We start from the raw sequence: 17243 nt of genomic DNA, 5'->3' as shown, positions 1-17243 counted from the left end.
GCTCGGCTGGGAAACCCCAGCCGAGCGTCTGTCTAAACTGCTCGCGGCCTGATCAACACGACCACGTGTTGCAACGACCCCTAGAAAGCGCCCGCCGGGGCCGCCCCTTTCGGCGTGCTCAGTGGATCACTTCTTCCGGCCGCGCTTCTCGCGCACCCGCACCGAGATGTGGATGGGCGTGCCCTCGAAGCTGAACTCCTCGCGCAGCCGGCGCTCGATGAAGCGCCGGTAACCCGCCTCGATGAAGCCGGAGGCGAACAGGACGAACCGCGGCGGCCGGGTGCCGGCCTGCGTGCCGAACAGGATGCGCGGCTGCTTGCCGCCCCGCACCGGGTGCGGGTGGGCGGCGACCAGCTCACCGAGGAAGGCGTTCAGCCGGCCGGTCGGGACCCGGGTCTCCCAGCCCGCGAGAGCCGTCTCGATCGCCGGGACCAGCTTCTCCATGTGGCGGCCGGTGCGCGCCGAGACGTTCACCCGTGGCGCCCACGCGACCTGGCCGAGCTCGGTCTCGATCTCCCGCTCCAGGTAGTAGCGGCGCTCCTCGTCCAGCGTGTCCCACTTGTTGAACGCGAGGACGATCGCGCGGCCCGCCTCGACGGCCATCGTGAGGATGCGCTGGTCCTGCACGGAGATGGACTCGGAGGCGTCGATGAGGACGACGGCCACCTCGGCCTTCTCCACGGCGGCGGCGGTGCGCAGCGAGGCGTAGTAGTCGGCGCCCTGCTGGAGGTGGACGCGCTTGCGGATGCCGGCCGTGTCCACGAACTTCCAGGTGACGCCGCCGAGCTCGATCAGCTCGTCGACCGGGTCGCGGGTGGTGCCGGCGATCTCGTTGACGACGACGCGCTCCTCACCGGCCACCTTGTTCAGCAGCGAGGACTTGCCGACGTTCGGGCGGCCGATCAGCGCGATGCGGCGCGGCCCGCCGACCGCGGTGCCGAAGGTCTGCGCCGGGGCCTCCGGGAGGGCCTCCAGCACCTGGTCCAGCATGTCGCCGGTGCCGCGGCCGTGCAGCGCGGAGACCGGGTACGGCTCGCCGAGCCCGAGCGACCAGAGATAGGCCGCGTCGGCCTCGCCGCTCTGGCCGTCCACCTTGTTGGCGCACAGCACGACGGGCTTGCCCGCCTTGCGCAGCAGCCGTACGACCGCCTCGTCGGTGTCGGTGGCGCCGACCTTGGCGTCCACGACGAAGACGACGGCGTCGGCGGCCTCGATGGCGTACTCGGCCTGCGCGGCCACGGACGCGTCGATGCCGAGGACGTCCTGCTCCCAGCCGCCGGTGTCCACGACCTTGAAGCGGCGGCCCGCCCACTCGGCCTCGTAGGTGACGCGGTCCCGGGTGACGCCCGGCTTGTCCTCCACGACCGCCTCACGGCGGCCGATGATGCGGTTCACCAGGGTCGACTTGCCGACATTGGGACGGCCGACGACGGCGAGCACCGGCAGCGGGCCGTGCCCGGCCGCCTCGATGGCGCCCTCGACGTCCTCGATGTCGAAGCCCTCTTCCGCGGCGAGCTCCATGAACTCCGCGTACTCGGCATCGCCAAGCGCCCCGTGGTCGTGCTCCTCGCCCGAACCCTCGGAGTGGATGTGGTCGTTCATGAAGTCCGTACCTCGTTCATCGTGGTGATCGGTGGAACACCCCGTTCCTGACGGTTTGATCCACTACTCAGTGTGCCCGGCGGCCGGTCTGCCGCCTGGCGTTTTCCAGGTGCGCGGCGAGCTGCTTCTGGATGCGCCCGGTCGCCGCGTCCAGTGCCGCGCGGGTGCGCCGCCCGCTGCCGTCGCCCGCGTCGAACGGGTCGCCGAAGACGACGTCGATGCGCGAGCGCAGCGGGGGCAGCTTCTTCACCAGCCGTCCGCGCCGCTCGGAGCTGCCCAGCACGGCCACCGGGACGACCGGTGCCCCGCTGCGTACGGCGAAGTACGCGAGCCCGGCGCGCAGCGCGCCGAAGTCGCCCTCGCCGCGGGTGCCCTCCGGGAAGATGCCCAGCACACCGCCGCTGTCCAGGACGCCCAGGGCCCGGGTGACGGCGGTGCGGTCGGCGCTCGACCGGTCCACCTTCAGCTGGCCGATGCCGAGCAGGAAGGGGTCGAGCGGACCGACGAACGCTTCCTTCTTGATGAGGAAGTGCGTGGGCCGGGGCGACACGCCCATCACCATCGGCCCGTCGATCATGTGGCTGTGGTTGACGGCGAGGATGGCCGGGCCGGTGGCGGGCACCCGCCACGCGCCGAGCACCCGCGGCTTCCACAGCCCGTACATCAGCCCGACGCCGATCCGTCGTCCGACCTCGGCGCCCTTCATCGACGGAGCCCGGGAGGGGGCTTGGGAGGCCGCGGTCACTTCGCGGCCCGCTTCTCCCCGACGAGGGTGACGACGCACTCGATGACCTGCGGCAGCGTGAGCTCGGTGGTGTCCACCTCGACCGCGTCGTCCGCCTTGGCCAGCGGGGAGGCCTTGCGGCTGGAGTCGGCCGCGTCCCGCTTGATCAGGGCCTCACGGGTGGCGTTGACGTCGGCGCCGTCGAGCTCGCCGCTGCGTCGGGCGGCGCGAGCCTCCGGGGAGGCGGTGAGGAAGATCTTCAGGTCGGCGTCCGGCAGGACCGTCGTCCCGATGTCGCGGCCCTCCACGACGATGCCCCGTTCGGCGGACCGGGCGATGGAGCGCTGCAGTTCGGTGATCCGGGCCCGCACCTCGGGCACGGCGCTGACCGCGCTGACCTTGGAGGTGACCTCCTGGGTGCGGATCGGTCCGGCCACGTCCGTGCCGTCGACGGTGATCGTCGGGTTCGCCGGGTCGGTGCCGGACACGATGTCCGCCTTGTCGGCGACGGCGGCGATCGCGGCCGGGTCGTCGATGTCGATGCCGTTGTGGACCATCCACCACGTGATCGCCCGGTACTGGGCACCGGTGTCCAGGTAGCTCAGGGCGAGCTGCGCCGCCACGGCCTTCGACGTGCTCGACTTGCCCGTGCCGGAGGGGCCGTCGATGGCTACAATCACTGCGGCGCGTTCCACTGGGAGGCACCTTTCCTGTTCCTGGGTGGCGGGCGGGGGCGGAGAGGCCCCGGACAAGGTTACTGCGTACGAGTGGCGCCCCCGTCCACGTGCGTCCCGCGCCCGCGCCGGTCGCCCGCCCGCGCCCCGCCAGCCCGCGCCGCCCCGGCTACTGCCGCAGCGCCCAGCCCCGGTCCCGCAGCGCCGCCGCGAGCAGGGGCGCGGCCTTCGGCTCGACCATGAGCTGGACCAGGCCGGCCTGCTGCCCGGTCGCGTGCTCGATGCGTACGTCCTCGATGTTGACCCCGGCCACCCCGGCGTCGGCGAAGATGCGGGCCAGCTGTCCGGGCTGGTCGTCGATGAGTACGGCCACGACCTCGTAGACGCGCGGCGCGGAACCGTGCTTGCCCGGGACCCGGACCTGACCGGCGTTGCCCCTCCGCAGCAGTTCCGCCACGCCGTCGGCGCCCTCGTGGCGTTTGTCCGCGTCGGAGGACTGCAGCGCGCGCAGCGCCCGTACGGCCTCCTGCAGGTCGTCGGAGATGTCCGTGAGGAGGTCGGCGACCGGTCCCGGGTTCGCGGAGAGGATGTCGATCCACATGCGGGGGTCGGAGGCGGCGATCCGGGTCACGTCACGTATGCCCTGGCCGCACAGCCGTACGGCGGTCTCCTCGGCGTTCTCCAGTCGCGCGGCGACCATGCTGGACACCAGGTGGGGCATGTGGGACACGAGGGCCACGGCGCGGTCGTGGGCGTCGGCGTCCATCACGACGGGCACGGCACGGCAGTGCGAGACCAGTTCCAGGGCGAGGTTGAGCACCTCGGTGTCGGTCTCGCGGGTCGGGGTGAGCACCCAGGGGCGGCCCTCGAAGAGTTCTTCGGTCGCGGCGAGCGGCCCGGACTTCTCACGGCCCGCCATGGGGTGGCTGCCGATGTACGCGGACAGGTCGAGGCCGCGTCCCTCCAGCTCGCGGCGGGGGCCGCCCTTCACACTGGCGACGTCGAGGTAGCCGCGGGCCAGGCCGCGCCGCATGGCGTCGGCGAGGACGCCCGCCACGTGGGCGGGCGGTGCCGCCACGATCGCGAGGTCGACGGGGCCCTCGGGCGCTTCGTCGGTGCCGGCGCCGAGGGCCGCGGCGGTGCGGGCCTGCCCCGGGTCGTGGTCGGCGAGGTGGACGACCACCCCACGCTGCGACAGGGCGAGGGCGGCGGAGGTGCCGATCAGGCCGGTGCCGATGACCAGGGCGGTTCTCACTGGGCGATGTCCTTGCGCAGGGCGCCCGCGGCACCGAGGTAGACGTGCGCGATCTCGGCGCGGGGCCGGTCGGACTCGACGTGCGCGAGGATGCGTACGACGCGCGGCATGGCGCCCTCGATGTCCAGCTCCTGAGCGCAGATCAGGGGGACGTCGACGATCCCCAGCTTGCGCGCGGCGGCGGCCGGGAAGTCGCTGTGCAGGTCGGGCGTGGCGGTGAACCAGATGCTGATCAGGTCGTCCGGAGTCAGCTCGTTGCGCTCGAGGGCGGCGGTGAGCAGGGCTCCGACCTGCTCGTCCATGTGCCCGGCCTCGTCCCGCTCGAGTTGGACGGCGCCCCGGACCGCTCGTACCGCCACGGTGATGCTCCTCGCTGACGTGCATATCGGCTGTGCGTCGTCCAGCCTAGCCATCCGTTCACCACGGGCGGGCGATGCCCAGTTCGTGAGACGACTCCGCGCCGGGTTGCTTCTTCCGCACCACGTTCGATGCCAGGATGCTACTTCCGCCCCACTTGCCCCTCTTCTCCCGCTTCTTGTACACCTGGCACATCTGGAGTGACGACATGGCCGAGAACGCGACCCGGCGAACGGTTCTTCTGACGGCGGGCGCCGCGGCCCTGACCGTCGGCTGCGGCGACGAGGGGGGAGGCGAGGGGAACGCGGGCCGTTCCGTGGAGGCCACGGACCGCGGGGAACTCGCCGCGACGAGGGACATCCCGGTCGGCGGCGGCAAGATCTTCAAGGGCGAGAAGGTGGTGGTGACCCAGCCGGAGAAGGGTGACTTCAAGGCCTTCTCGGCGGTCTGCACCCACCGGGGCTGCGTGGTGGCGAACGTGTCGGACGGCACGATCAACTGCGCGTGCCACGGCAGCAGGTACAAGATCGCCGACGGCTCGGTGGCGCACGGTCCGGCGACCCGCGCGCTGCCCGCCGAGAAGATCACCGTGGAGGGAAATTCGATCCACCTGGCGTGACACCCCGCGTACGCTCCCGGCCATGCCTCCGACGACGCCCGAGACGCTGGTACGCGAACACACGGTCTACGCCTGCGTGATGGGCTCGCGCGCCTTCGGCCTGGCGACGGAGGGCAGCGACACCGACCGCCGCGGCGTGTTCCTCGCGCCCACTCCCCTGTTCTGGCGCTTCGAGAAGCCGCCGGCACACGTCGAGGGCCCTGCCGAGGAGCAGTTCGGCTGGAAACTGGAGCACTTCTGCGAGCTGGCACTGCGCGCGAATCCGAACATCCTGGAGTGCCTGCACTCCCCGCTCGTGGAGTACGCCGACGCCACCGGCCGCGAACTGCTGGAGCTGCGCGACGCGTTCCTGTCCCGCCGGGTCCACGAGTCGTTCACCCGGTACGCGCTGGGCCGGCGCCGCAAGCTGGAGGCCGAGGTCCGCGCGCCCGGCGCGCCCCGCTGGAAGCACGCCATGCACCTGCTGCGGCTGCTCACGAGCGTCCGCGACCTGCTGCGCACGGGCACGCTCACCGTCGACGTCGGCGACCGGCGCGGGCCCCTGCTGGCCGTGAGGCGCGGCGAGGTCCCCTGGCCACGCTGCGAGACCTGGATGACCCGCCTGGCCGGAGAGGCCGAGGAGGCCCTCGTACGCAGCCCGCTGCCCGCCGAGCCGGACCGGCGCCGCGTCGAGGACTTCCTGTTCCGGACGCGCCGGACGTCGGCCCTGTCGTACGGCTGACCCGCGACCCCGGTCATCCGGTCCGGCCCGCTCCGGCCCGCCGCCCCCGGTCAGGCGTCCCAGAGGGCCCCGAGGGTGACCAGGTCGCCCTGGTACTCGATGCGGTCGGCCCATTCGGTGGGCCAGGCGTCCGCGCCGAGGTGGGCGCCCGCGAAGGCGCCGGCGAGGCAGGCGATGGAGTCGGAGTCGCCGGAGGAGCAGGCGGCGCGGCGCAGCGCGGTGAGCGGCTCGTCCACGAACATCAGGAAGCTGAGCAGCCCGGTCGCCAGGGCCTCCTCGGCGATCCAGCCGGCGCCGGTGGCCAGGCACGGGTCGGTCTCGGGCGAGGCGGTGCGCACCGCGTCCGCGAGCCGGTCGAGGATCGCCACGCACTCGTCCCAGCCCCGGGCGACGAACCGCTCCGGGTCCGGGTCCTGGCTGCGGGTCCACAGGTCGCCCAGCCACTCCTCGTGGTAGCGGCTGCGGTTGTCCACGGCGTAGGCGCGCAGCGCGCCGACGAGTTCGGCGGGGTCGGTGCCCTGCGCGAGCAGGTACACGGCGTGTGCGGTGAGGTCGGAGGCGGCGAGCGCCGTGGGGTGGCCGTGGGTGAGGGCCGACTGCAGCTGGGCGGCGCCCGCGCGCTGGTCGTCGCTGAGCCCGGGGACGACACCGAGGGGCGCGACGCGCATGTTGGCGCCGCAGCCCTTGGAGCCGATCTGGCTGGCGTCCTGCCAGGGCCGGTCCTCGTTCTTGAGCAGGGAGCAGGCGCGCAGGCAGGTGTTGCCGGGGGCTCGGTTGTTCTCGGGCGACTCGTACCAGGCCACGAACTCCGCCCGCAGCGGCCCCTCCAGCTGTTCCCGCCCGAGCACGCCCCGTCCCATCGCCGTCCGCAGGGCCTTGCCGAGGGCGAGCGTCATCTGGGTGTCGTCGGTGACGAGCGCGGGCGTGGGGAGCTGCATCCGGCGCCAGGGCCCGTACCTGTCGATGATCGTCGGCACGTCGTGGAACTCGGTCGGGTAGCCGAGGGCGTCGCCGAGAGCGAGGCCGGTCAGGGCTCCGGTGGCGGCGCGTTTCTGGTCGGTGGTGGAGGTCATGCGGGCGTCCTTCCCGGGACGGTCGGAGCAGGGGCGGGGCCCGCTGCGGGTGCGCGGCCGCTCCCGGTGCGGCCCGGTCACGTCGGACGGGCCCGGCTCCTCGGCGAGTGCGCGTCGGGCGGCGTTCTCCGCCGACGCGTCCGGCCGCACGAGAGCGCCGGGCCGCACCCGCTGTCCGGCGTGCGGCTCCCGCCCGCGCTTCACGAGCGGCACGTGCGGGGTGTCCGCGCGGACGGTGAGGACAGCGGCGTCGACGGTGACGGCAAAGGGTTCGCGGGCGTACATGTCGTAGCCGCGCACCCCTCGCCCCCCTTTATGGTCAGGTTGACTATAAGAGGGGGGCGGTGCGGCTCACAACCGCGGTCGCCGTGGGCCGCCCCGCGGGGTGGGTCCGGCCTCCCGCGCGGCGGCGGCACCGCGCTGTCGGGAGCAGGCGCGGCAGCCGGCACCCGGAGGGCGCGCAGCCCGCCGGGCGGGGAGGCGGCCGGACGGACCGGGCCCGGCTGGACGGCCCCGGTCCGCGAAGACCCGGAAAACCCGGCTGCCGCAGGCCGGTGACTGCTGACGGACCGGTGGCAGCTACAGCTCGACTTCCTGCATCAGCATGCCGACCTCCGTGTTGGACAGGCGGCGCAGCCAGCCCGACTTCTGGTCGCCCAGGGTGATCGGGCCGAAGGCGGTGCGGACCAGCTTGTCCACGGGGAATCCGGCCTCCGCGAGCATGCGGCGCACGATGTGCTTGCGGCCCTCGTGCAGGGTGACCTCGACGAGGTAGTTCTTTCCGGTCTGCTCGACGACCCGGAAGTGGTCCGCGCGGGCGTAGCCGTCCTCCAGCTGGATGCCGTCCTTCAGGCGCTTGCCGAGGTCGCGCGGGATCGGGCCCACGATGTGCGCGAGGTAGGTCTTCTTCACGCCGTACCTCGGGTGCGTCAGACGGTGCGCCAGCTCGCCGTGGTTGGTCAGCAGGATGACGCCCTCGGTCTCGGTGTCGAGCCGGCCCACGTGGAACAGCCGCGTCTCGCGGTTGGTGACGTAGTCGCCGAGGCACTGCCGCCCCTCGGGGTCCTCCATCGTGGAGACGACACCGGCGGGTTTGTTCAGCGCGAAGAACTGGTGGCTCTGCGTGGCGACGGTCAGCCCGTCGACCTTGATCTCGTCCTTCTCCGGGTCGACCCGCCGGCCCTGCTCGAGCACGATCTCGCCGTTGATCTCGACGCGGGCGTCCTCGATCAGTTCCTCGCAGGCACGCCGGGAGCCGTAGCCCGCGCGGGCGAGGACCTTCTGCAGGCGCTCGCCCTCCTGCTCGGCGCCGGGGAACGTCTTGGGGATCTTGACGTCCTTCCTGTCGGCGTAGCGCTCGCGGTTGCGCTCCTCGAGCCGCGTCTCGTACTCACGGGGGCGCGCCGGGGCGGTACGGCCGCGGCCGTCCTGCCTGCTGGGCTGCTTGGGGCCGCCCTTGGCGCCGCCGCGTGCCGCACCGCCGCGTCCGGCCTTCGGGCCGTCCTTGGTGGCCCCCGGCCCCACGTCGTAGCGGCGCTCCTCCGGGCGGGGCTTGCCGGGGCGTCCCTGCCCCTGCTTCTTGTCCCTGTCGTTGCCGGCGCCGCGGGGGTTACCGCGTCCGCCGCTCTTGCCGCTGCCGCTGCTTCGCATCAAATGTCCGTCGTTGTCGTTATCGGCACGTTCGTCGTGGGACCGTCGTCCGGTTCCGGGGCGTCCGGATCGAACGACGGGACGCCTTCCTGGGTCTCTGCCTCGATCGCGTCCGCCTCCGGGAGGAAGGGCGCGAGCTCCGGGAGCTCGTCCAGGCCGCGCAGGCCCATCCGCTCCAGGAAGTAGTTCGTCGTCCTGTACAGGATCGCACCTGTTTCGGGTTCCGCGCCCGCCTCCTCGACCAGACCCCGCTGCAGGAGGGTGCGCATCACGCCGTCACAGTTCACTCCGCGCACGGCGGAGACCCTGCTGCGGCTGACGGGCTGCCGGTAGGCGACCACCGCGAGCGTCTCCAGCGCGGCCTGGGTGAGCCGGGCGTGCTGGCCGTCCAGGACGAAGCCCTCGACGGCCGGGGCGTAGGCGGGCCGGGTGTAGAAGCGCCAGCCGCCCGCGACGAGCCGCAACTCGAAGCCCCGGCCCTGCACGGTGTACTCGTCGGCCAGCTCGCGCAGCGCGTCCGCGACCTGCCGTCGGGGGCGCTCCAGTATTTTCGCGAGGTGCTCCTCGGTCGCTGGTTCGTCCACGACCATGAGGACCGCCTCCAGGGCGGGCCTGAGGTCGAGGTCGGCGACGGTCCGCGGACCCGCCGGCCCCCCGGCGGTCTCCTCGCTCATGCCTTGTCCTCCTTGACCGGCTCGGGCGGCCGGTCGAACTCGTCCGTCACGGTCGGTGTCTCGTCCCCGTCGCCGCCGGTCCAGCGCACCAGCAGATCACCGAGGGCGGTCTCCTGGTCCAGCGCGACGGCCTTCTCGCGGTACAGCTCCAGCAGGGCGAGGAAGCGGGCCACGACGGTCAGGGTGTCGTCGGTGTCCTCCACCAGCGCGCGGAAGCTGGCCTCGCCGAGCTCCTTCAGCCGCGCGACGACGATCCCCGCCTGCTCCTGCACGCTGACCAGGGGCGCGTGGATGTGGTCGACGTACACCTGCGGCTTCGGTTTCGGCTGCATCGCCTTCACGGCGAGCCGCGCGAAGCCCTCGGGGCCGATGCTGATGACGACCTCGGGCAGCAGCTCGGCGTGGTGCGGTTCGAGTCCGACGGTACGCGGATAACGCCGGGCCTCGGCCTCCAGGCGCCCGCTGAAGATGTCGGCGACCCGCTTGTACGCGCGGTACTGCAGCAGCCGCGCGAACAGCAGGTCCCGGGCCTCCAGCAGGGCCAGGTCGGCCTCGTCCTCCACCTCGGCGGCGGGCAGCAGCCGGGCCGCCTTCAGATCGAGCAGGGTGGCTGCCACGACGAGGAACTCGGTCGTCTCGTCCAGGTCCCAGTCCGGCCCCAGGGCCCGGATGTACGCCATGAACTCGTCGGTCACCCGGGACAGGGCGACCTCGGTGACGTCCAGCTTGTGCTTGGCGATCAGCTGGAGCAACAGGTCGAACGGCCCCTCGAAGTTCGCGAGCCGGACCTTGAAACCGGCGGCGTCGCCGGGAGAGGGCCGAGCCGAAGGGGGCGCACCGGTGTCGCCGTCGTCGTCACCGTCGACGCGGGCGGGCTCTCCAGGGGGCGCCGCGAGCTGTTCACGCACCGCGGGCACTGCGGGACCGGCGGGCGCAGGGCCCGCCACGGGCGCTGCGGGCTCAGGCAAGGACGCTACGGGCGCGGGCTCAGCACCAGGCACCTCGGGCGCTGCGGGCTCAGCTCCAGGCGTTTCAGGAGCTGCGGGCTCAGGCACCTGGGGCGCTGCGGGCGCGGGCTCAGCACCAGGCGCCCCGGGGCCTGCGGGCTCAGGTTCGGGCGGCTCGGGTGCCGCGGGCGCTTCTGGTTCAGGTCCAGGCACCTCGGGCGCCGCCGTCCCGGCTGTCCCGGGCTCGGCGGGTGGGACCCCCGGGCCCCGCCCCAGCGCACGCCGACGGCCGGCGGGCACACCGGAGCCGGGGGCGGGGACGTCGTTCGGGGTCATGGCCCCCGCAGGCTACCCCTACCGCCCGCGGAGCCGTCGTACGAGGATGCTGGCGTCCCCGCGGGTCTCCAGATCGGCGAGCACCACCGCGACCGCCTCGCGCACGATCCGGCCGCGGTCGACGGCCAGACCGTGCTCGCCGCGCAGCACCAGACGCGCGTGCTCCAGGTCCATGAGTTCCTCGGCGGAGACGTACACGGTGATCTTCTCGTCGTGTCGTTCCCGGCCGCTGGGCCGCCGAGCGGCGGCCCGGACCCGTTTGCGCGGCGCACCGGCGGGCTCGGCCGGGGGCGGCGGCTGGCGCCGCGGGGCCCCTGCGGCACCGGAGCGGCTGCGGGATTCGGCGTCGGCCGGCTCCGCGTCCACCGCGACGTGCTCCGGGCCCGCGCCGTCGCCGCCCCGCGCGGGCACCGACTGGGGCGCGTCCTCGGCGGGCGCCGGATCGCTTTCCCCCGCGGGAGACGGCACCCGGGGCTCGCCGCCCGTCTGGCGCCGGGGGCTGGACGCCTGGAGCGCCATCCCCCCTGTCGTACGGAAGAGTTCGTCGGCCCCCGGCAGACTCACTCGGCGTGACACCGGGCGAGCACCTCCCTGGCGAGCTGGCGGTAGGCGGCGGCACCGACGGAGTTGGAGGCGTACGTGGTGATCGGCTCACCGGCGACCGTGGTCTCCGGGAAGCGCACCGTGCGCCCGATGACCGTGTGGTAGACGTGGTCGTCGAACGCCTCGACGACACGCGCCAGGACCTCACGGCTGTGCACCGTGCGCGAGTCGTACATCGTGGCGAGGATCCCGTCGAGCTCCAGCTCCGGGTTGAGCCGCTCCTGGACCTTCTCGATGGTCTCGGTCAGCAGGGCCACACCGCGCAGCGCGAAGAACTCGCACTCCAGCGGCACGATCACCTTGTGCGCGGCCGTCAGGGCGTTGACCGTGAGCAGGCCGAGCGAGGGCTGACAGTCGATCACGATGTAGTCGTAGTCGGGCAGCAGGGGCTTGAGGGCCCGCTGCAGCGTCGACTCGCGGGCGACCTCGGAGACCAGCTGGACCTCGGCCGCCGACAGGTCGATGTTGCTGGGCAGCAGGTCCATGTTCGGGACCGCCGTCTTCAGCAGCACCTCGTCGGCCGCCATGCCCCGCTCCATGAGCAGGTTGTAGACGGTCAGGTCGAGTTCCATCGGGTTCACCCCGAGTCCGACCGACAGCGCGCCCTGCGGGTCGAAGTCGACCAGGAGCACCCGGCGTCCGTACTCCGCGAGCGCGGCACCCAGGTTGATGGTCGACGTCGTCTTGCCGACGCCGCCCTTCTGGTTGCACATCGCGATGATCTTCGCGGGGCCGTGGTCGGTCAGCGGGCCCGGGATCGGGAAGTACGGCAGCGGGCGTCCGGTCGGACCGATGCGCTCACGGCGCTGACGGGCCGCGTCGGGCGCGAGCGTCGCCGCGTACTCGGGATCGGGCTCGTACTCGGCGTCGGGGTCGTAGAAGTGACCCTCGGGCAGTTCGTCGTAGGCGGCGAAATGGTTGTGGGGCGCGCCACTTCCGTCGCCGGCCATGGCGTTCACGTGATGGCCATCCATGCTCTGGTGTGCTGGCTGAGTCACCCCTGTCGTCTGGTGACTCCGGTGGGCTGCGAAGGTGCGCACTGCGACGGAGCCGACAGCCTCGAACCCCGCGGGACCCTGGTCCCGTGCAGGCATTCCTGGTTGACCACCCCCGGGAGTAAATGTCGACTCATTCACAAGTCGTCTTACCTCCTTGGTGACCAGGAAACTTCTAGACAGGTCAGCGTGGCACCATGCCGACGGTTGGCGACTCTATGGCGTGTCGGGCGTCCGCAGCAACACAATCCGCCGGACCCGGCCGGATGTGTCGGCAATGAAACATCCCTCTGTCAAGGGCGTACGGCCGTCGCACGGCAGGATTCGCCGGTGTACGAATCGGCTGATCGGTTACGTTCGAGGCGAGTTGGCCGAGAGCCGCAAAGTGACCATACACACATCCGGCTGGACCTTGTCGGGCAAGGTCCAGCCGGATGTACAAGGTTGACGACCCGTGTTGACGTATCGCCTTTACGGCTTGATGACTTGACTGTCGATCATTGCCGATCGGTGTCGCCCGGCCCCGGCGGGTCAGTCGAGCAGCGAGGTCAGCTCGATGTGATCGAGACCGTGCGCCTCGGCGACCTCCCGGTAAACCACCTTGCCGTCATGGGTGTTGAGGCCCTTGGCGAGCGCCGGGTCTCGGCGCAGCGCCTCGACCCAGCCGTTGTTCGCCAGCGACACGATGTACGGCAGCGTGGCGTTGGTCAGGGCGTTGGTGGAGGTGTTGGGCACCGCGCCGGGCATGTTGGCGACGCAGTAGAAGACCGACCCGTGCACCGGGAAGGTCGGCTCGGCGTGCGTGGTGGGACGGGAGTCCTCGAAGCAGCCGCCCTGGTCGATCGCGATGTCGACAAGAACACTTCCCGGCTTCATGCGGGCCACCATCTCGTTGGTGACCAGCTTGGGGGCCTTGGCGCCCGGGATCAGCACCGCGCCGATGACGAGGTCGGCGTCGAGGACGGCCTTCTCCAGCTCGAAGGAGTTGGACATGACCGCCTTGACCTTCGTACCGAAGATCTTGTCGGCCTCGCGGAGCTTGTTGATGTCGCGGTCGAGCAGGGTCACGTCGAAGCCCATGCCGACGGCGATCTGCGTGGCGTTCCAGCCGGACACGCCACCGCCGATGACGACGGCCTTGGCCGGGGTGACACCCGGGACGCCGCCGGGCAGCACACCGCGCCCGCCGTTGGCGCGCATCAGGTGGTACGCGCCGACCTGCGGGGCCAGCCGGCCCGCGACCTCGGACATCGGGGCGAGCAGCGGCAGCGCACGGCTGGGCAGCTCGACCGTCTCGTACGCGATGGCGGTGGTGCCGGACTCCAGCAGGGCGTCGGTGCACTCCTTGGAGGCGGCCAGGTGGAGGTAGGTGAAGAGGGTCTGGTCCTTGCGGAGGCGGTGGTACTCCTCGGCGATGGGCTCCTTGACCTTCAGAAGCAGGTCGGCGGCGGTCCAGACCTCGTCGGCGGTGCCGAGGATCTGCGCGCCGGCGGCGACGTACTCGTCGTCCGTGATCGAGGAGCCGGTGCCCGCACCGCGCTCGATGACGACCTGGTGGCCGTGGCGCACGAGCTCGTGCACACCGGCGGGGGTGATGGCCACCCGGAACTCGTTGTTCTTGACCTCGCGGGGGATGCCGACCTTCACGTCGATCACGGTCCTTGGCTCTGGGGACAGGGGGTTTTGCACGACACACCCGGGCGTGCGCGGGCACACCGGGAGGACCGCAGGAGAACGCGCGGCAGAGCCAGTTTAATGAAGGTGTTCCCGCTGTCTAGCCTTTCATTGCATCAATCTGCAGCGGATGCACTGCGGATTTCGCAGGTGCTAGCGTCTTGTTCCAGCTCCGGGGTCTGTTCCATGGACCCGGAGGCCTTTTTTTGCGGTGCCGGAAGGGCCTCCTCGCCTGCCGCGCAAGCCGCGGAAGCCCGGCCGGCCGTCACGGCTCCCGTGGCCTCGCGGACCTCGAGGGGCCCCGGGATCTCCGGGACACCGGGGAGTTCGGCAGCCTCCGGAACCTCCGACTCCGTCCACGGCACCTCCCTCTCCGGCTCCCGTTCCGGCCACCGTCCCGGTTCTGGCTCCCTTTCCCGGTCCGGTTCCGGCGTGCTCTCCTGGAGCTCCTCTCCCAGCATCCGCTCCGCGGCGCTCCGGTGCAGCCGGGCGGCGGCGGGGTCGCCGAGACGCTCCAGGGTGTCGGCGAGCCTGAGGTGCAGCGCGGCCTCCAGCCTCGTGTCCTCGGCGCGGCGCGCCCACCCGACGGCCTCCTGGCAGGTACGCAGCGACTCCTCGAAGTTTCCCGCGTACTCCTGCGCGCGTCCCAGCTCGCCCAGCGCGCGGGCACAGGCGGGCACGTCGCCGGTCCTGCGGTGTCCGGCGACAGCGGCCCGCCACTGCCGGACGGCCTCTTCGTAGCGCCCCGCGCAGGTGTGCGCGGTGCCGATACGGCCGTACAGCCGGGCGGCCTCGGCGCGCTCGTCCCGGGCGAGCCGCTGGGCCAGGGCGCGGCCGAACCAGTCGGCGGCCCGGTCGTAGTCCCCCAGCTCCAGATGGGCGCCGCCGACGGACTCCATGGCGCGGCCGGTCGCGTACGGGTCGTCGGCGGCCCGTCCGGCGTCCAGTGCGGCCCGGTAGCGCGTCAGGGCCTGCGCGGCGCGGCCGGTACGGGCGTCGAGGTCGCCGAGGTTCAGCAGCGCGGCGGCCTTCTCGCGGGGCAGGTCGCGGCGCTCGGCGATGTCGAGGACCAGCTGGTGGATGCCGTACAGGTCGGGCGCGGCGGCCTGGGTGCCGAAGTGCGCCACCATCGCGCGGACCAGCTGGGACATCAGGCGCCTGGCCAGCGTGTCCAGCTCCCCGCCGGTGACCGCGAGCCGGGCCGAGGCGAGCAGCACCGGGCGGCGTTCCCTCAGCCAGTCGGCGGCGGCGCGGGGCGTGGCGAAACGCAGCGAGCGCGGCATGCCGAGGAGCTTCTCGCGGGCCTGCGGGCTGTCGGTCTCGGTGATGGCGCGGCACGACTGGAGCAGCCGCACCGTCCGCTCCAGCATGCGGGCGCGGGCCAGCAGGATCTCGCCGGGACGGTCGTGGTCCCCGGTGAGGGCGCTCAGCAGGGGGTGCAGGCAGCCCGGCACCTCGTACCGCGGCTCGGGCGCGTCCACGGCCCGCAGCAGGCCGAGAGCGGTTAAGCCGTCCAGGGTGGTGCGGGCGCCGCCGACCGAGCAGCCGGCCAGCGCGGAGGCGGTGTGCGGGTCGACCAGGCCGGCCGGGGCGAGCGACAGCAGTCGCAGTGTCCGGGCGACGGGGACGGGCAGCGCGCCGTAGGTGAGCCGCAGGGCACGGGCGAAGGGCGTGCCCTCGCCGCCCTCCGCGTGCAACTGCTTGACGAGGTCGGCCACGGCCGCCTTGGGGCGGGCGGCCAGCCAGCCGCCGGCCAGCCGCAGCGTGGCGGGGTGGGCCTGGCACACCTCGACGAGGTCCTCGGCGGCGCGCGGGTCGACGGTGATGCGGACCGATCCGGTGTATCGGGACAGCATCTCCACGGCCGACTTGGTGTCGAGGCCGCCCAGTGTGCAGGGCCGTACGTCGGCGATGCCGGTCAGCGGGCCCTCGGCGACGGCGACGACCAGGCAGTCGGGGGTGTCCGGAAGGAGGGCGTCGACCTGTTCGGCGTCGGCCGCGTCGTCGAGCAGCAGCAGCGCCCTGCGGTCCGCCAGGGCGTCGCGCAGGGCCTCCGAGAGGTCGTCCTCGTCCGCTCCGGGCGGGGCGGTCACGTCGAGGGCGGTGAGCAGGTCGCGGGCGGTGCGGGCGGTGGGCACGGGCGTGCCGTCGGGTTCGCCGAGGCGGGCGCGCAGCACGCCGTCCGGGTAACGCCCTGCGACCTGGCGGACCAGTTCCTCGGCGAGCGCCGTACGGCCCGAGCCGGGCTTGCCGGCGATGAGCAGCACGCGTGCGCGCGGCGCCTTGCGACCGGCGATGGTGTCGAGGCCCGCACGCTCGATGTCGGCGCGCAGTGCCTGCAACTCCCGTGTACGGCCCAGGAAACGGCCCTCCGCAGCGGTGTCCGAGGACAGCCGTGCGCCTGTGCCCACTGCCTGGTCCGTCACGGGCCACACTCCCGTCCTGCCGCACGCCGGGGCCCGGCCGGAACTCGGTGACCGGGCCGGTCCAGAGCCTAGTTCACGCTCTGCTACGAACCGTGTGGAGCGCGGCGGGCACGTCCCTCGATCGGATCAGCCGATGGTCACACCACAGGGGCTGGACGGGCGGGCGCGGGCGGCCCGGTCCTGGGGACACGGACCGCCCGAACGGGTGGGACCGGGGACTCAGGCCTCGAAGGGCCGTGCCGGCCAGGGCGCCAGAGCCGGGCGCAGTGCGTCGAGCCCGTCCCCGGCCCGCGCGGCCACCAGCGACAGCGCGCCGACGACGAGGCAGTTGTTGTGCAGCTCGCCAGCCAGCACTCCGCGCACGAGTTCCTGGAGGGGGATACGCGCCAGCTCCATGTCGGCCTCTTCGTCCTCGACCGCGAAACGCTCCCCCTCGGCCTCGGACAGCCGGCGGGCGAGGAAGATCCGCACGGCCTCGTCGCAGCCGCCGGGCGTGGTGTACACGTCGGTCAGGACCCGCCAGTCCTCGGCCTTGACGTGTGCCTCCTCGTACAGCTCGCGCTGGGCGGCGTGCAGCGGGTTCTCGCCGGGGACATCGAGCAGCCCGGCCGGGATCTCCCACAGCTTGTGGCGCACGGGGTGGCGGTACTGGCGCAGCACCAGGACGCGGTCCGCCTCGTCGAGGGCGAGGACGGCGACCGAGCCCGGGTGCACCTGGTAGTCGCGGGTGACGACCGTACCGTCGGGCATGACGACGTCGTCCGTGCGGACGGCGGTCTTGTTGCCCGTGAAGGGCGTGTCCGTCGCCCGGATCTCCCACTCTGCGGGAATGTCCTTGATCGTCATGACCCGAAATGTCCTTCCACACGTACGGCGGCCGGGTACGCGCCTGCTGAGATCCGCGCGCCCCGGC

At 72.5% G+C, this 17243-nt stretch carries 17 protein-coding genes; 2 read left to right on the top strand and 15 right to left on the bottom strand.

Going from position 1 to position 17243, the window contains the following annotated elements:
- Nucleotides 1-126: 126 nt before the first annotated feature.
- From der to ABZ354_RS27445, 6 genes are all read right to left on the bottom strand, one after another.
- Nucleotides 127-1602, bottom strand: coding sequence for a ribosome biogenesis GTPase Der (der, locus tag ABZ354_RS27470; RefSeq protein WP_358661198.1), 1476 nt, complete (start codon nucleotides 1600-1602; stop codon nucleotides 127-129).
- Nucleotides 1603-1669: 67 nt separating this feature from the next.
- Nucleotides 1670-2386, bottom strand: a complete 717-nt coding sequence (locus tag ABZ354_RS27465) for a lysophospholipid acyltransferase family protein (protein WP_358661196.1) — start codon at nucleotides 2384-2386, stop codon at nucleotides 1670-1672.
- On the bottom strand, nucleotides 2344-3021 hold the full coding sequence (gene cmk, locus ABZ354_RS27460; protein WP_358661194.1) for a (d)CMP kinase: 678 nt from the start codon (nucleotides 3019-3021) through the stop codon (nucleotides 2344-2346). Before cmk ends, ABZ354_RS27465 begins: the two co-directional genes overlap by 43 nt.
- A 148-nt stretch (nucleotides 3022-3169) precedes the next feature.
- On the bottom strand, nucleotides 3170-4255 hold the full coding sequence (locus ABZ354_RS27455) for a prephenate dehydrogenase (RefSeq protein ID WP_358661192.1): 1086 nt from the start codon (nucleotides 4253-4255) through the stop codon (nucleotides 3170-3172).
- Nucleotides 4252-4614: a chorismate mutase gene (gene aroH / locus ABZ354_RS27450; RefSeq protein ID WP_358661190.1), complete on the bottom strand. Its 363-nt coding sequence runs from the start codon at nucleotides 4612-4614 to the stop codon at nucleotides 4252-4254. The genes ABZ354_RS27455 and aroH overlap by 4 nt, the downstream gene beginning before the upstream one ends.
- A 58-nt stretch (nucleotides 4615-4672) precedes the next feature.
- On the bottom strand, nucleotides 4673-4822 hold the full coding sequence (locus ABZ354_RS27445; protein WP_358661188.1) for a hypothetical protein: 150 nt from the start codon (nucleotides 4820-4822) through the stop codon (nucleotides 4673-4675).
- Between ABZ354_RS27445 and ABZ354_RS27440 the strand changes: the two genes are divergently transcribed.
- Both ABZ354_RS27440 and ABZ354_RS27435 read left to right on the top strand, forming a co-directional pair.
- Nucleotides 4821-5231: a Rieske (2Fe-2S) protein gene (locus ABZ354_RS27440; RefSeq protein ID WP_358661186.1), complete on the top strand. Its 411-nt coding sequence runs from the start codon at nucleotides 4821-4823 to the stop codon at nucleotides 5229-5231. The genes ABZ354_RS27445 and ABZ354_RS27440 overlap by 2 nt on opposite strands.
- Before the next feature lie 22 nt (nucleotides 5232-5253).
- Nucleotides 5254-5952: a nucleotidyltransferase domain-containing protein gene (locus ABZ354_RS27435; RefSeq protein ID WP_358661184.1), complete on the top strand. Its 699-nt coding sequence runs from the start codon at nucleotides 5254-5256 to the stop codon at nucleotides 5950-5952.
- A gap of 50 nt (nucleotides 5953-6002) precedes the next feature.
- On the opposite strand, the gene ABZ354_RS27430 is transcribed toward ABZ354_RS27435, so the two are convergent.
- From ABZ354_RS27430 to ABZ354_RS27390, 9 genes are all read right to left on the bottom strand, one after another.
- A complete protein-coding gene (locus tag ABZ354_RS27430) occupies nucleotides 6003-7025 on the bottom strand; it encodes an ADP-ribosylglycohydrolase family protein (RefSeq protein ID WP_358661209.1) in 1023 nt (340 codons plus the stop codon).
- Nucleotides 7026-7604: 579 nt separating this feature from the next.
- Nucleotides 7605-8675 (bottom strand): pseudouridine synthase, encoded by a 1071-nt coding sequence (locus ABZ354_RS27425; RefSeq protein ID WP_358661182.1) that lies wholly within the window; start codon nucleotides 8673-8675, stop codon nucleotides 7605-7607.
- Nucleotides 8675-9349: an SMC-Scp complex subunit ScpB gene (scpB, locus tag ABZ354_RS27420; RefSeq protein WP_358661180.1), complete on the bottom strand. Its 675-nt coding sequence runs from the start codon at nucleotides 9347-9349 to the stop codon at nucleotides 8675-8677. The genes ABZ354_RS27425 and scpB overlap by 1 nt, the downstream gene beginning before the upstream one ends.
- A complete protein-coding gene (locus ABZ354_RS27415) occupies nucleotides 9346-10632 on the bottom strand; it encodes a segregation/condensation protein A (protein ID WP_358661178.1) in 1287 nt (428 codons plus the stop codon). The genes scpB and ABZ354_RS27415 overlap by 4 nt, the downstream gene beginning before the upstream one ends.
- An 18-nt stretch (nucleotides 10633-10650) precedes the next feature.
- Complete coding sequence (locus ABZ354_RS27410) at nucleotides 10651-11208, bottom strand: hypothetical protein (protein ID WP_358661176.1); 558 nt, start codon at nucleotides 11206-11208, stop codon at nucleotides 10651-10653.
- Nucleotides 11193-12329 carry a ParA family protein gene (locus ABZ354_RS27405; protein ID WP_279550147.1) on the bottom strand — a complete coding sequence of 379 codons (1137 nt, stop codon included), beginning with the start codon at nucleotides 12327-12329 and terminating at the stop codon, nucleotides 11193-11195. The genes ABZ354_RS27410 and ABZ354_RS27405 overlap by 16 nt, the downstream gene beginning before the upstream one ends.
- Before the next feature lie 432 nt (nucleotides 12330-12761).
- Nucleotides 12762-13877 (bottom strand): alanine dehydrogenase, encoded by a 1116-nt coding sequence (ald, locus tag ABZ354_RS27400; RefSeq protein WP_358661208.1) that lies wholly within the window; start codon nucleotides 13875-13877, stop codon nucleotides 12762-12764.
- A 143-nt stretch (nucleotides 13878-14020) separates the two neighbouring features.
- A complete protein-coding gene (locus ABZ354_RS27395; RefSeq protein WP_358661173.1) occupies nucleotides 14021-16330 on the bottom strand; it encodes a tetratricopeptide repeat protein in 2310 nt (769 codons plus the stop codon).
- 219 nt (nucleotides 16331-16549) lie between these two features.
- Entirely contained in the window at nucleotides 16550-17176 is a 627-nt protein-coding gene (locus tag ABZ354_RS27390; RefSeq protein WP_358661171.1) for an NUDIX hydrolase, read from the bottom strand.
- Between the last annotated feature and the right edge of the window lie 67 nt (nucleotides 17177-17243).

Origin of the sequence: Streptomyces sp. NPDC005925, from assembly GCF_040638805.1 — a bacterium.
Taxonomy (GTDB): Bacteria; Actinomycetota; Actinomycetes; order Streptomycetales; family Streptomycetaceae; genus Streptomyces.
The sequence above is the reverse complement of the archived record's forward strand: the minus strand, read 5'-3'. Positions and strand labels throughout refer to the sequence as shown.